Source organism: Adlercreutzia muris (assembly GCF_041223505.1).
Classification (GTDB): domain Bacteria; phylum Actinomycetota; class Coriobacteriia; order Coriobacteriales; family Eggerthellaceae; genus Adlercreutzia; species Adlercreutzia muris.
The window spans coordinates 150,015-164,460 of sequence record NZ_JBCLQK010000004.1; the positions used below are offsets into that span (position 1 = coordinate 150,015).

The 14,446-nt window shown below is 65.9% G+C and carries 12 protein-coding genes and 1 tRNA gene; 10 read left to right on the plus strand and 3 right to left on the minus strand.

What is annotated here, in order from left to right; translation table 11 throughout:
* Positions 1 to 266 precede the first annotated feature (266 nt).
* Positions 267 to 1,535 (plus strand): chloride channel protein, encoded by a 1,269-nt coding sequence (locus AAK988_RS05575; protein ID WP_369873462.1) that lies wholly within the window; start codon positions 267 to 269, stop codon positions 1,533 to 1,535.
* A 101-nt stretch (positions 1,536 to 1,636) separates the two neighbouring features.
* A complete protein-coding gene (locus AAK988_RS05580; RefSeq protein ID WP_289636916.1) occupies positions 1,637 to 2,266 on the plus strand; it encodes a GNAT family N-acetyltransferase in 630 nt (209 codons plus the stop codon).
* Between the two features lie 141 nt (positions 2,267 to 2,407).
* Here AAK988_RS05580 and AAK988_RS05585 read toward each other — a convergent pair whose 3' ends face one another.
* The gene (locus AAK988_RS05585; RefSeq protein WP_236650578.1) at positions 2,408 to 3,112 is read right to left on the minus strand and encodes a response regulator transcription factor; all 705 of its coding nucleotides are present in this window, start codon (positions 3,110 to 3,112) and stop codon (positions 2,408 to 2,410) included.
* 503 nt (positions 3,113 to 3,615) lie between these two features.
* A complete protein-coding gene (locus AAK988_RS05590; protein WP_369873461.1) occupies positions 3,616 to 5,421 on the minus strand; it encodes an ATP-binding protein in 1,806 nt (601 codons plus the stop codon).
* Between the two features lie 304 nt (positions 5,422 to 5,725).
* Here AAK988_RS05590 and AAK988_RS05595 point away from each other — a divergent pair, with 304 nt between their 5' ends.
* The 4 genes from AAK988_RS05595 to dmsD all read left to right on the plus strand — a co-directional run bounded on the left by AAK988_RS05595 (position 5,726) and on the right by dmsD (position 9,796).
* Entirely contained in the window at positions 5,726 to 8,086 is a 2,361-nt protein-coding gene (locus AAK988_RS05595; RefSeq protein ID WP_369873460.1) for a molybdopterin-containing oxidoreductase family protein, read from the plus strand.
* Between the two features lie 4 nt (positions 8,087 to 8,090).
* Positions 8,091 to 8,663, plus strand: a complete 573-nt coding sequence (locus AAK988_RS05600) for a 4Fe-4S dicluster domain-containing protein (protein ID WP_160324235.1) — start codon at positions 8,091 to 8,093, stop codon at positions 8,661 to 8,663.
* A 189-nt stretch (positions 8,664 to 8,852) separates the two neighbouring features.
* Positions 8,853 to 9,017 (plus strand): hypothetical protein, encoded by a 165-nt coding sequence (locus tag AAK988_RS05605; RefSeq protein WP_369873459.1) that lies wholly within the window; start codon positions 8,853 to 8,855, stop codon positions 9,015 to 9,017.
* Between the two features lie 131 nt (positions 9,018 to 9,148).
* On the plus strand, positions 9,149 to 9,796 hold the full coding sequence (dmsD, locus tag AAK988_RS05610) for a Tat proofreading chaperone DmsD (RefSeq protein WP_369873458.1): 648 nt from the start codon (positions 9,149 to 9,151) through the stop codon (positions 9,794 to 9,796).
* A gap of 269 nt (positions 9,797 to 10,065) precedes the next feature.
* On the opposite strand, the gene AAK988_RS05615 is transcribed toward dmsD, so the two are convergent.
* Positions 10,066 to 10,584, minus strand: coding sequence for a metallophosphoesterase family protein (locus AAK988_RS05615; RefSeq protein ID WP_369873457.1), 519 nt, complete (start codon positions 10,582 to 10,584; stop codon positions 10,066 to 10,068).
* 201 nt (positions 10,585 to 10,785) lie between these two features.
* Here AAK988_RS05615 and AAK988_RS05620 point away from each other — a divergent pair, with 201 nt between their 5' ends.
* The 4 genes from AAK988_RS05620 to AAK988_RS05635 all read left to right on the plus strand — a co-directional run bounded on the left by AAK988_RS05620 (position 10,786) and on the right by AAK988_RS05635 (position 14,067).
* The gene (locus tag AAK988_RS05620; protein ID WP_369880483.1) at positions 10,786 to 11,103 is read left to right on the plus strand and encodes a CDP-alcohol phosphatidyltransferase; all 318 of its coding nucleotides are present in this window, start codon (positions 10,786 to 10,788) and stop codon (positions 11,101 to 11,103) included.
* Between the two features lie 157 nt (positions 11,104 to 11,260).
* Positions 11,261 to 12,118, plus strand: a complete 858-nt coding sequence (locus AAK988_RS05625; protein ID WP_369873455.1) for a P-loop NTPase — start codon at positions 11,261 to 11,263, stop codon at positions 12,116 to 12,118.
* A 68-nt stretch (positions 12,119 to 12,186) separates the two neighbouring features.
* Positions 12,187 to 12,262: transfer RNA gene (locus AAK988_RS05630), tRNA-Ala, on the plus strand.
* A gap of 401 nt (positions 12,263 to 12,663) precedes the next feature.
* Complete coding sequence (locus tag AAK988_RS05635) at positions 12,664 to 14,067, plus strand: peptidylprolyl isomerase (protein WP_369873454.1); 1,404 nt, start codon at positions 12,664 to 12,666, stop codon at positions 14,065 to 14,067.
* Positions 14,068 to 14,446 lie beyond the last annotated feature (379 nt).

A 14,446-nucleotide genomic window follows, 5' to 3' on the forward strand; every position in this document is an offset into this window, starting at 1 on the left:
AGCGGCCCTTATCCGCTAAAGTGGATATCGCACATGAGGAAACAACGGCGCGAAGACAACGGCGCGAAGACAACGGCGCGAAGGCAACGGTGCGAAGGCAACGGCGCGAAGACAGCTGCGTGAAGACGGCTGTGCTCAGGCGGCACAGGTGCCATCGCCGGGACAGGGCTGCGCGGGTAACAGCAAGGAGCGGCAAACAACAAGAGGCAGGCGCGGAGCGGTAAGCGACAAGCATCATCCGATACGGGGCAGAAGAGGGGGCGGTTGTGGGAAAACTGGCGGCGAAAGCGGGGCGCGGGGCGCTGTTCGGGGTGCTCACGGTGGCGCTCGGCGGGTTTGCGGGGGCCTTTGCCTGGGCATTCTTCTTTCTCATGAACCTCGGTATCGATCTTTTGTGGGTGAAGGCCCCGGCTGCTCTGGAGGCTCAGGGGCTTCCCGCCGTCGTGTATCCGCTGGCGTTCTGCCTGGCGGGCGGTGCGATCATCGGGCTCTTCCAGAGGCGATGCGGGGCCTATCCCGAAGATATGAACACGGTGATGGCCCAGGTGAAGGCCGCGGGCCGCTACGAGTACCGCCATCTGGGCGCATCGTTTACAGGCGCGCTGCTGCCGCTTTTGTTCGGCGGCTCCATCGGCCCTGAGGCGGGGCTCACGGGTGTGATCGCGGGGCTCGCCACCTGGGTGGGCGACAAGATGCGCTTCATGGGGTCGCAGGTGCGCGAGCTGTCCCAGGTGGGCGTGGCGGCCGTGGTGTCGGCCACGTTCTCGGCGCCCCTGTTCGGCCTGGCTGCGCCTCTGGCGGGGTATGCCGACGAGTCTGCGGGAGCGGCTCCGTCGACCATCGAGGTGCCCCGGGCGACGAAGCTGGTTGCCTACCTGCTCGCCATCGCCGGGGCCCTGGGGGCCATGGTCGGGCTCGGGTCTCTGTTCGGCCAAGGAGGAGGCCTGCCCCATTTCTCCACCATCGCCATTGGCGCTTTGGAACTGGCCTGGGGCATTCCCCTTGCGTTGCTGGGGGCTGCGGCCGGCCGGCTCTTTCACGGCAGTGGCCGGATCGTGCGCGGGCTGGCCAGCCGCCTGGGGGATCGCCCCGTGGCGAAGGCGGTGGCGGCCGGAGCGTTCCTCGGTGCCGCGGGCGTCGTGCTTCCCTTTACGATGTTCGCCGGAGAGGCCCAAACCGAGCAGCTCGCGGCCACGTGGACCACGTTCAGCGCGGCGGCCCTCATGGCTACGGGATTCCTGAAGGTGATCGTCACCCAGGTTTGCCTGGGCCTGGGCTGGCGCGGCGGCCACTTCTTCCCGATCATCTTCGCTGGTATCGCCATCGGCTACGGCGCCGCGGCGCTCACGGGCGTCGACCCCGTCTTCGCCCTGTGCGCCGCCACTGCCGGCCTGACTGGCTGTGTCATGCGCCAACCGCTCATGACGGCGCTGCTGCTGTTTCTGGTATTTCCCGTGAAGGCCGCCTTTGTACTTTTGGCCGCTGCGGCCATTGGTGCCCTCGTTCCCGTGCCGAAAGGCTGGCTGGAGCGATAGCGGCCGCACCCCAGAGAGGGGCCTTGTGCGGGCCGGCGTTTCATCCCGGCGTGGTAGAGTGGGCGAAGAGCATTCAACGCGGAGAAGAGAGGGGTGGCGCGATGCTGGAGGTGCGCAAGGCGCGAGCCGATGAGCTGGATGCGGTGTTCGACTTCTACGGGCAGATGGCTGACCAGATGGAAGGCACCGATTTCGACGTGCAATGGCGGCGCGGCGGCCATCCGTCCGCAGCGCTTCTGCGAGAGTCGGTGGAAGCCGGCCAGATGATCATCGGTGTGCCCACCGGGGATGCCGAAGGGGAGGGCGTGGAAGCGGATGCGTGCGCCTCGGGCGCCGGCGGGGCTAAGGGCGCCCGGCCCGAAGGCGGCAAGGGTGCTGCCGGTTCCCATCCCGTCATTGCGAGCGCTATGGTGGTGAACCACGAGGGGTCGCCCGGCTACGAGGCGGTGCCCTGGGCTGTGGATGCAGCGCCCGAGTGTGTGGGCGTGCTGCATGTGGTGGCCACGCTGCCGGCCTATCACGGCCGCGGTTTCGCGCGACAGCTTCTGACCCGGGGCATTGAGATTTCCCGTGCCGATGGGCTTGCGGTTCTGCGCCTGGATACCTTCCCCCACAACAAGCGGGCCCGCAGTCTCTACGAATCCTGCGGCTTCGAGGATCGGGGCGACTGGACCGTCTACTACCCGGCCCTCGGCGACATCCAGGTGTCCATGTACGAGCTGCCGCTGTAAGTTTAGCGAGGAGATGGCGCGGACTTGGGTGATGGGGCCTCGGATGATGGGGGCTTGGGCCCGCACCGTTTCCGAGGGTCCCCCCCCCGCAGGCCGTGCCGCTTTCCGGCTGCGGGAGCGGCCGCCGCACAGCGACGTCTTCTACCTGCAGGCCTCCGGGTCCAGGCGGTAGCCGATGCCCCAGACGGTCTCGATGATGCGGGGCTCGGTGGGGTCGGCCTCTATCTTGGCCCGCAGCTTCTTGATGAACACGGTGATGGAGCTGGTCTCGCCCACGAACTCGGGGCCCCAGGCGGCTTCCACCAGCTGCTCGCGGGAGAGCACGGTGCCGGGGCTCGCGGCCAAGGCGGCCAATATCTTGAACTCCTTCGGGGTGAGCGCCACGGGCCTGTCGCCGAGAGTGGCCCGGTGCTGGGCCATATCCAGCGAGAGGCGGCCCACGGCGATGGTGCCGCTGGCCGGCGCGGTGGCGGGGCGCATGGCCGCGCGGCGCAGGTGCGCCTCGATGTGCATCATGAGCTCGCGGGGGTCGAAGGGCTTCACCATGTAGTCATCGCCCCCAGCGGCAAATCCCACGCCCTTGTCCACGATGTCGCCTTTGGCCGACAGGAAGATGACCGGCACCGTGACGCCCCGGGCCCGCAGCTCGCGGCAGGCGGTGAAGCCGTCCATCTTCGGCATCATCACGTCCATGATGACAAGGTCGGGCGCGACCCTCCCCACGAGCGCCAGCGCGTCCGCGCCGTTCTCGGCGTAGGCGAACTCATAGCCGGCGCCCTCTACCATGTCGCGCACCAGCTTCTCGATGCGCGGCTCGTCGTCGACAAGCAGAATCTTCGCCATCATCGTCCTCCTTCGTCACGGGTTGCGGTGGGAGATGCGTTGAGGCCGTCGCCCCTCTGCGCCTGTGCCCCAAAAGTGCGATGTGACCGTGCGCAGAGCGCTTTTGGGGCGGGAAAACAGGGCGAATCGCCGCAGCGGGCTTTCTTTCTGCCCCGAATGTGCGATACGACCGTTCACATCGCGCATTTGCGACGCAATCTCGCGCAAAGGGGGGCCGCCGAGGGGTTCGCGATGCCCCGAATGTGCGATACGACCGCTCACATCGCATATTTGGGGCGCAATCTTGCGCAAAGGGGGGCCGCCGAGGGGTTCGCGATGCCCCGAATGTGCGATACGACCGTTCACATCGCATATTTGGGGCGCAATCTTGCGGAAAGGGGGTCGCCGAGAGGCCTGCGATGCCTCGAATGCACGATGGGCGCGGTCGCATCGCCCGTTCGGGGCTTTGGGGGCGTTGGGAGCATCGAGGGCTCGCAGGCTAACGGGGGAGGGCTGTGGCGCGCTTCTCACTCTTCCTCCTCTTCCGGCACGGGCACGGCGGGAATGCGCACGGTGAAGGTGCTGCCCTCCTTCACACGGCTCTCCACGGCAACGGTGCCCCCGTGCAGCTCGGTCAGGTCCCGCACCACGGCGAGCCCGAGCCCCGTGCCCCGATAGCGGCGGTTGGCCGACTGGCCCGCCTGCTTGTACAGCTCGAAGATCTGATCCAGGTCCTCGGCGGCAATGCCCATGCCGTCGTCGCTCACCCGCATCACGATCTCGCCGTCCCTCGCGCCGTCGCTGTCCCCCGCGCTGCCGCCGTCCCCCGCGCCGTCGCCGTCCCCCGCGCCGCCGTCCCCCGCGCTGCCCTCGCTGGCTTCGCTGCCCGTGGGCTCGAACGTGATGGCCAGGTCCACGAAGCCGCTGCGGTGGGTGTACTTGATGGCGTTGTCCACGAGGTTCTCCAGCACGCGGCGCAGCTTCTCCCAATCGGCCATGGCCAGGGGCACGTCGGGGGCTACCGAGCAGGTGAGTCGCACGTCCTTGGCCGCGGCGATGGGGGCCAGGGCCTTGCGCACGAACTGGGCCAGGTCCACGAAGTCCACGGGCTCGGGCACAAGCTCGTCCTTCTGGGCCGCGTGCTTGGAAATGACGAGGATGTTGTTCACCATGTTCAGTAGCAGGGTGGCATTCGACTCTATCTCGGCCACGGCCTCGCGGGTCTTGGGCGCCAGGCTCTCATCGCCGTTCAGGATGCGGGCGTAGGCCAGGATGCTCGTGAGCGGCGTGCGCAGCTCGTGGCTCACAATGGCGAAGAACTCGTTCTTGTAGGCCACCTCCTCGCCGAGGCGGTCAAGGGCTGCCTTCAATTCCCGTTTCTGGTAGTTGAGCAGGTCGTTCAGCACCATGAGATCATCGGTCTTAGAGCGCACCTGGCCTTCCAGATCGGCATAGAGCGCCTCCAGGTCGCGGGCCATGCGGCCGAACTCGCCTGTGAGCTCGGTGATCTCGTCACGGGGCCTGGCCCGAGGGTCGGGCACCGCGAGCGTGTAGTCGAAGTCGCCCTCGCCCACGGATTTCGCCGCCGTGCGCAGGGCATCGATGGGCCGCAGCACCAGCCGGCTTGTGACGAAGTAGAGCCCGGCGAAGGCGGCCACCATCATGAACAGCACCATGACCACCTGCTGCACCATGCTGTTCTGGATGCCGGCGGCGTAAATGTCCATGGGCTCGGTGATGGACATGGCACCGCCCACCTGCCCCACGGCCATGCCCTCCTTCGGGTAGCCGTACTGATCCGGCTCGCCGACCGGTTCGCCGTGGCATTCCAGGCATGACTCGGTCACGTACAGGGGCTCGAGGTAGCGGAACACCCGCTCGCCGTCGGCGCCGGCCATGACGCGCCAATAGGCCTTCAGCTCCGGGTCGGCATTGAAGGCGGCCAGGGCTTCCTGCTCGAAGGCGTCCGGGGCGTTGGCCGCCTGGCGGGGCGTGTCGTTGGTGAAGCGGATGGAATAGTCGGTTTCCGTGGTGAACAGCATGGAAATGGACTTCGCCGCCACCACGCATACGAGGTGCTTCGTACGGAAGCTGCCGTCCTCGGCGCGGTTGATGACGTTCTGGTTCCTATCGACGAAGTCCCAGGCGGCCCGCATCTCGGCGGCCAGAACCTCGGCCTTCTCTCGGGCCTCGTTCTCGGCCTGGGCGTTTTGCAGCGACAGGTTCCACAGGATATCGACGCCCATGAGCGCAACCATGATGACGCCGATGGATACGGCGATTTTGAAGCGTATGCCGAAGCGGAACGAGCGTTCCGACGGTTGTTGCGCCATGGATCCCCTCCTTGCCAACCACCCTATTATGCCCGATGGGGAGGGGCGCGGGAATAGCTGATGGGGAAGGTAATTCTTTTTTAATATTTGTCCCGAATTCTTAATGGAAAGTTCCCTTCCCGACCATTGCGACCGATTCTCGGCAGCGGCACAATGGGCCTGTGCGCTGGGGGTCTCGGTCGAGGAGGGCCGCCGCCCCGCAGACAGCGCCCCTCGGTGATGCGCGCCGCAGTCGGCGCGACGGACGGTGGGGGGCTGTCGGCACAGCGCCGCGAGGAAATCCTATCTGAGGGAGGAGAGTTCTATGACGAAGAACAGCGAACGCGCCGCAGACGCCACGCTTACCCGTCGCGCCTTCGTGGGGGCCGCGGCCGCCACGGCTGCCGCCGCGGGCCTGGCCGGGTGCGCGCCTGCGGCCACCGACGACGCGCCCGCCGAGGAGGGGCTGCCCGCGACGGGCGAGGATCCCTACGAGGGCGCGGAGATCTTCTATTCCACGTGCCCGCCGGAGTGCCAGCATCACAACCTCAAGGGCTATGTGGTGGACGGCAAGCTGGTGAAGGTGGAGTCTTCCGAGCTGAACGACTGCGCTGCCTGCGGCCGCGGTATCGCCCGCGCCTACATGACCAACGACCCGGAGCGCCTGACGGTGCCGCTGCTGCGCGACGGGGACAAGGGCTCGGGGAAGTTCAAGGAGATCACCTGGGATGAGGCCTTCGACCTCATCCAGCAGAAGTTCGACGAGGCCATCGCCACCGACGGCGTGGAATCTATCTGCTACGTGACCGGCTCCGGCAACTTCGGGGCCATGCACGGCCCGGTGGCCAACGCCTTCTTCGCCCATCTCGGGGGCGCCTCCACCACGGTGGGCAGCCTCTGCTGTGCGGGCACCACGGCGGCCATCGTGCCCATCTACGGCCAGCGCTTCCTCGATTGCCGCAATCAGATCGAGAACTCCACCTACTGTGTGATCTGGGGCAACAACCCGGCCATCTCCAAGCAGGGCTACTTCCAGCGCTTCGAGAAGGTGGTGGAAAACGGCGGCAAGCTCGTGGTCATCGACCCCATCTACACCGAGTCGGCCGCCAAGGCCACCGACTGGATCGCTCCCTGGCCCGGCACCGACGCGGCCTTGGGCCTCGCCATGCTGAAGACCATCGTGGACGAGAAGCTCTATGACGAGGAGTTCCTGCTGGCCCACACCTGCGCCCCCTGCCTTGTGGACAAGGCCACGGGCGCGCCGGTGCTCGAGAGCGCCGAGGACCCGGCCTCGTTCATGGTGCTCGACACGGCCACCGGCGCGGTGGTGCGCCACGACGCCCCCAACATCACGGCCGCCCTCACCCTGGAGGGCACGCCCCAGGCCGAGCAGTACAGCACCGAGTTCGAGCTCATCTACGCCAACGCCGCCCCCTGGACCGCCGAGGCGGCCGAAATGGAGTGCGGCGTGCCCGCGGCCGACATCCAGCGCATCGCCCGCGAGTACGCAACCGCCGAGCACGCCATGATCGTGCAGAACATGGGCGGCTTCATGCGCACCGAGAACGGCACCTACGCCACGGCCATCGGCGCGTACCTGGCGGCCTTCTGCGGGCAGGTGGGCCACGTCGGCGACGGCGTGTCCGACGCCGGCGGCATGAACGAGGTGAAGACCGGCGCCCCCATTCCCGTGCCCGAGCTCGACCATAAGGTTCCCGCCATTCCCCGCTTCAAGTTCGGCGAGGCGGTGCTGGCCGAAGATCCGCTGAAGGTGAACGTGCTGTGGTCCATGACCGGCAGCCCCATGACCCAGTGGCCCAACACCACCATGGTGAAGGCGGCCCTGGAGGCCATTCCCTTCGTGGTCACCGTGGAGCACTACCTCACCTCGACGGCCCTCTACTCCGACCTGGTGCTGCCCTGCACCGGCATGTTCGAGATGGAAGGCGTGCTGGCCAACGCCCGCTCCCACTGGGTGCAGCTGGTGGAGAAGGCCGTGGACGGCCCCGGCCAGTGCAAGTCCGACCTGGAGATCTTCACCGAGCTCGCGAAGCGCTACGGCTTCGGCGACGCCTTCGACGTGCCCATGGACACCCTTATCAGCAATGTCATCGAGCCGACGGGCATCACCCTGGAGGAACTGAAGGAGAAGAAGGCCATCGACGTGGTGGGCCCCGACTACATCCCCTACAAGGACGGCGAGTTCCTCACCCCCTCCAAGAAGGCCGAGTTCTGGGTGGCCGCTTGGAAGGAAGAGGGCTTCGACCCCATCGTCACCTACGCCCGCTCCGAGGAGGACGCCCGCAACGACAACGAGCTGGCAAGCAAGTACCCGCTGTTCGCCGTGCAGCAGAAGACCTATCGCGGCGTGCACTCCACCTTCCACGCCCTGCCGTGGATGGACGAGATCTGCGACACCGAGCCGCACATCCTCATCCATGCCGATGACGCGGCTGCTCGCGGCATTGCCGACGGGGACGCCGTGGTGGTATTCAACGATCGCGGCGAGCACCGGGGCATCGCGCGGGTGAACAAACTGCTGAAGCCCGGCGTGATCGGCCTGCAGAACGGTTGGTGGGAGCAGCAGGGCGGCTCGTCCAGCTACGTGACCAACGACAAGTGGAAGACCCTCGGCGGCACCCACTGCTGCAACCAGACTCTCGTCGACGTGAAGAAGGAGGCGTAAAGCCATGGCCATCGGATTTTGGATGAACAACAAGAACTGCTACGGCTGCAAGACCTGCTCCATCGCCTGCAAGAGCGAGAAGCAGCTGGATCGCGGCGTGCTGCTGCGCACCGTGACCGAGATTCGCCAAGACGACCCGGCGGCCTTCGCCTTCCTCTCCATGGCCTGCAACCACTGCGAGGAGCCGGCCTGTGTGGAGATGTGCCCCGTGGGCGCCTACACTAAGTTGGAAGACGGCACGGTCATGCAGGATCACACCGTGTGCATCGGCTGCAAGACCTGCATCTCGGCCTGCCCCTACGGCGCTCCCAGCTATGATGAGGCGACGAGCACCACGTTCAAGTGCGACGGCTGCTACGACCGCCGCCAGCGCGGCGAGCTGCCCGCCTGCGTGGCCGCCTGCCCCGGCGCGAACCTGGCCCTCGATGAGATGGACGCGCTGCAGAGCGCTCACGCAGCCGACATCGTGTCCGACGAGAACTCTGGCACCAAGCCCAACTTCGTCATCACCGTGGATGCGGCGCTTTCCGAAGAGCCCGACGACACCGCCGTCGCCGCAGCCGCCGAGAAAGCCTAAGGCTGCCCTGCCGGCAGCAGACCGGCGACACGCCGACGGCACGCCAGCGGCGGCCCGTCGGCAAGCAAGCCCTCCCAACGGTGCCCCGACCCTTCGTCGGGGCACCGCCCTTTCGAGGCATGGCTCTCAGGAAGCGACCCAGCGGAAGTTCCCCAGGGCGCTATCGACAAGGACCTGGACACCGGCGAGGTGAAGAGCGGTCCGGAGAAGTGCATCGGCTACGGCACCGACGCGGAGATCGCGCCTCTGCCGGCGGCCAGCGAGAGCCAGCCGAACCTGGTCATCACCGTGCCCGTTGACGCCAAGCCTGCAGGCGCCTGCCGGAGCCTCGCCGACTTCCTTAGGCGCACCTGAGTGGGGTAGAATGGCAGCGATGGTTTCAGGGGCTTAGGAGAGAATAGGGGGCCCGGTGCCGTCGAGGAAAGAGGGCCCGAGCCCGGTCAGAGTGGCCGAGCCTGCGGGCAAGCACAAGAGAGAGGGAAGCCATGACCGAAGCTACTGAGCCTGTGGACGCCATCGTTTTCGCGGGGGCGAGCCTGGCGCCGTTTTTCCTGAACGACCCCCGCACCGGCGATGCCACCGATGCCTTTGCCGCCCTGGCCGAGCTGGATGTGGCCGCTGCGGCTGCGCAATGGCCCTTCGTCGGCGATGAGATCGCTGCGGTGGAGAGCGCCCTGGCCGCCATGAAAGAGGGCCTGGCCGCCGGCGCCGACCACGATGACGTGGTGTGGGAGTACCGCCGCCTGTTCGTAGGGCCGGGGCATCTGCCCGCGCCGCCCTGGGGCTCGGTGTACACCGATCGCGAGTGCGTCGTCTTCGGCGAGAGTACCCTGGCCCTGCGGGCGTGGATGCGCGCCGTGGGCGTGGAGCGCCTGGCCGACGAGCGCACTCCCGAGGACCACATCGGCCTCATGCTGGCTCTTTTGTCCTTCCTCGCCGCCGAGCGGCCCGAGCTGGTGGACGACTACCTGCGCGACCATCTGCTCACCTGGGCGCCCCACTATCTGGAGGCCCTGGAAGAGGCGGCCGAGCAGCCCTTCTACGTCGGCCTTGCCCGCTTGACGCGCCTCACCCTGGTCGGCCTCCAGCGGGAGCGCGGCCTGACAGTCGAGCTCCCGCGCTTCTACCGCTAGGGCACCGGCGTTCCATGGACGGCTTCGCCCTTGCCATAAGCGAGATCACCCTGGTGCCATCGTCGCCTTCGTGGCAGCCGTAGCCTTCGCCTACGGGGTGCTGGCCGGTCAGTTGGAACCCCTTGGCAACGAGCTGGCCTCGGTGGCCGAGCTTGTGCCATCGCTTCCGACGTGGGCCGCCGCCTTCGTTGTGCTGGGCCTCGCCGGCGTGGTTGCGGCCTTCTGCGGCGTGCGCGCCCACAACCCTCGCCGACGCTTGGCGGCTGCCCTTACACCTCCAGCAGCACCTTGCCGTCGAGGTTCTCGATCCACGTGTGCAATACGCGGCCCTCTTCCACATCCATCTTCGCGATGGTGCGGCCGAAGTCGCTGCGGGGGCGGAACACCGCGCCGGGACACATATATATAGCCGCGGGCCGCGCCTCGGGCCCGACGATCAGCTCCGGCACATGGGTGTGGCCGTGCACGATAACGTCGGGAATGGGGTCGCCGGGGCCGAGGCCCCGCGAGGCACCCCCGCGGTTCACGCGCACGTCACCGGGCTTGTGGCCCACGAGGAACTTCACGCCCCCGATCACGGGCCGGGCGAAATGGTCCACGGCGCTGCCGTATTCCGCGAAGTCGTTGTTGCCGAGCACGGCGGTCACGGGGGCCAGGGTTTCCAGCTCTCGCAGAATGGCGGGGCCGCCGATGTCGCCGGCATGGATGATGTGGTCGCAGTCCGCCAGGGCCGCGTAGGCCGCCGGGCTCAAGGAGCCGTGGGTGTCCGAGATGATGCCGATGCGCATGGGGCCTCCTGTTTTTTGGGGAGCGTTCGTTCTCGCAACGATAATAGCCGTTTTTGCGCAGCAAAGTCGAAGCAAAACGCTTATAAATTATCGGCCGCGCGCCCTCGTTGACGCAGCGTCCCTGCTATGATGGGGGTACCAGGTGGGGAGTACCGTCGATGGGCGGCGCCCCGCGCGAATCCGCTCGAGAGAGGACGTCCCATGGGTAAGAAAATCGACGAGGCGCTCGACATCGCATATGAGGATATGCCCACCTACCTGCACGCCAACCACTCCGTGTACATGGAGACGCCCACCGGGCTGTACTATCTCACCGACGTGAACGACCGCTACTGGCGCGCGCAGGACACCAACCAGTTCAACGAGAAGGGGCACTACGTCGACTGCAGCCCTCTCGTGCCCACCATCGCCGAGTTTCTGGAGCTGCCCTTCCATGAGGGGAAATCCGTGCGCGACCTGGCTGAAGAGGCCACCTTCTACGCCTCGGGCGACGGCAAGGACATGCCCGAGGACTTCTAGGGGGCGTCGCTGCCGGCCCTCAGGGGCCCGACCCCGCCCAGCCTCTCGCAACCCCCGAGGAAATGCATCCTGCACCTCGGGGGTTGTGCTATGATGCCCCACGAACTATCTTGGTTGCGAATAATGCAACCGCCTGAGAAGAGAGAAAGAAGGAATCATGGCAGAAGAATGCTCCCACGAGTGCTCCAGCTGCGGCGTGTCCGGCTGCGGAGACCGCACTGCTGAGGCGGGCCCCTCTACGCTGGAGGCCAATAAGCGCTCCAACATCAAGCACGTGGTGGGCGTGGTGTCTGGCAAGGGCGGCGTGGGCAAGTCCCTCGTCACGAGCCTGCTGGCCTCCGAGATGAACAAGCGCGGCTACAAGGTGGCCATTCTGGACGCCGACATTACCGGCCCCTCCATTCCGAAGTCCTTCGGCGTGGATGCCCGCCTGACCGGCGATGCCGACGGCATCAATCCCGCCGCCTCCGCCAGCGGCATCAAGCTCATGTCCGTGAACCTCATGCTGCCCGAGGGCGACATGCCCGTGGCCTGGCGCGGTCCGGTGGTCTCCGGCGCCATCAAGCAGTTCTGGCAGGAAGTGAACTGGGGCGACGTGGACTACATGTTCGTCGATATGCCTCCGGGAACCTCGGATGTGTTCCTCACCGTGTTCCAGTCGCTGCCCGTGGACGGCATCGTCACCGTGTCGGCGCCCCAGGAGCTGGTGGCCATGATCGTGGGCAAGGCCGTGAACCTGGCCCGCTCCCTGGAGGTGCCCGTGGTGGGCCTCGTGGAGAACATGGCCTACTTCAAGTGCGACGACTGCGGCAAGGAGCACCACATCTTCGGCGAGCCCCAGGGCGCGGCCGTGGCCGAGAAGTACGCCATCCCCGCCGTGGCCACCCTGCCCATGGACCCGAACTTTGCCCGTCTGGTGGACAAGGGCCGTGTGGAGGCCTATGACGTGGAAGGTGCCCTGGACGGCATCATCGAGCAGGTGGAGAAGGCCGCAACCGAGGCTGCCGAAAAATAGCAAAAACTTTTTCAAAAAAGTACTTGCGCCCCCGACCCGTTGTGCTATTATATTCCTCGCACTTTTACGGGGCCTTAGCTCAGCTGGGAGAGCGCATGGCTGGCAGCCATGAGGTCAGGGGTTCGATCCCCCTAGGCTCCACCAAGACTTATCGGGCGCCTACTTCGGTAGGCGCCCGTTTTTGTATACCGCGCAGGGAGTCGGGCCCCGCGAGGGGCGAACAGCCCCCAGGTTCGTTCGCAGCCAAGTGTTTTGGCTGGTGAAGCTCGCTTTTAGGGAAACCTTTCAGGTTGCTTTCAGGTGTGTGTGGGTTTCGTTTCCGGGGTGTGCGGTATTCGTGATTCGCTTTCGCCCCGTCGGCAAGATTGAAATAATAACGCCCTGACCACAGTGGGGAAACTATCTCAACTGCCTTTTGCGGCAGAACACAGGGCCCGGTTGGGAGGGCCGTGCGCTGTGGGATGAGAAAGAGCGCGTCGGCGTGAGCCGCGCGGCAGAGATGCCCGGCATACTGGCTGGGCGGCGAATGAAAGGTTGAGGGATTCATGAAATTCACCTCGTTTATGAAGAGCTCTGCTCTGAAGGGTGCCGGCGCCATGGTGCTGACCGTGGCCCTGGGCGCGGGTCTGGTCGGCTGCGGTGGCGGCATCGGCGGCGGTGCCGTGGCTGCCACGGTGAACGGCCAGGAGATTATGGAGCAGACCGTGACCGACTACGTCGCGCAGTTCCGCACCGATAGCGGCCTGGAGTCCGATGAGGAGTGGGGCAAGTGGATGGTGGCCAACGGCTACACCCCCGAGACCGTGCGTCAGGAAGTCATCGACTACTACATCAACCAGGATCTCTACGATCAGGCTGCCACTGAGTACAATGTGACCGTGGAGCAGGCCGATATCGACGAGGCCCTGAGCCAGACCAAGAGCATGTTCGAGAGCGACGAGGCCTTCAATGAGGCTCTTGAGGCGAGCCAGATGACCGAGGAGGATTACATCAACGAGGTGATCCGCCCGAATCTGCTCCAGACCAAGCTGGCCGATGCCGTGGCTGCCGCTGAGGGCGAGGGCGAGGGCGAGGGCGACGATGCCCTGCTCGCCCAGGCCCAGTCCATGGCCGATCAGCTGAACGGCGCTAAGCGCTCCAGCCACATCCTGCTCACCGCCGAGGGCGACGAGACCGATGAGGCCCTGCTGGCCCGTGCCCAGGAGCTGCTGGACCAGATCAACAATGGCGACATCTCCTTCGAGGATGCCGCTGCCCAGTATTCCCAGGATTCCGGTAGCGCTGCCCAGGGTGGCGACGTGAACTGGGACAAGCTCGGCACCGGTTTCGTGACCGAGTACCAGGAGGCCCTGGACGGTCTTGAGAAGGACCAGATCGTGGCTGCCCCCGTGAAGAGCGAGTACGGCTACCACATCATCAAGTGCACCGATGTCTTCACGGTTCCCGAGGGCGGCATCACCTCCACCGATCAGCTGCCGGCCGAGTTCCTCGACACGCTGAGCTACATGCAGGAGGCCAACACGAGCCAGAACTTCGCTACCTGGTTCGAGGAGTACCGCAATAACGCCCAGATCGAGATCAATCCGATGCCCGAGGGTCTGCCCTACGCCATCGACCTGACCCCCTATGAGGAGCAGGCCGCTGCCGACCAGGCGACTCCCGAGGGCGACACCGCCGATCCCACCGCCCAGGACCAGACCGACGGGCAGGCTCCGGCCGCCGACGGCGAGGGCGCTGAGGGCGCCGATGCCGCTGCTGCTGACGATCAGGCTGCCGCCGAGGGCGATCAGGGCGACGCGACGGCCGATGGGGCTGCCGAGGGCGCCGATGCGCCCGCCGCTGACGGTCAGGCCGACGCGGCTGGCGAGCAGGATGCCGCCGCAGGCGACCAGGCTGGCGATCAGGCCGCTGACGCCGGCGCTGCTGACGGGGCCGACCAGGCTCAGTAGCCGCCGCTCATTCACGGTTCCGCTTATATCTTCGGTTCCATTCGGGGGCCCGCTTCGGCGGGCTCCCTTTTTTGTATGGGCAAGAGGGGAAAACTGACTCAACGTTTAGTTTCTCGCTCATAAAAAGCCAGATGAGACCGTTAAAGTAACAAATTAGCAACATGACCGTTAGCAAGCCGTTACCCCTTTGACAACAAGGGGAGAAGTTCTACAATCCTTTACTAAGTGTTATTGTACCCAGACTCTATCCTCATGACGATTGGCGATTTGTGAGGACGGGGGGGGGCACTTCAAAAGAGCCTTTTGATCTGGTGATTTGAAGGTGAGAGACGGAGACGCTGAAGCGAGAGCGGATAACAGGATTATTGAAGGTATGGCA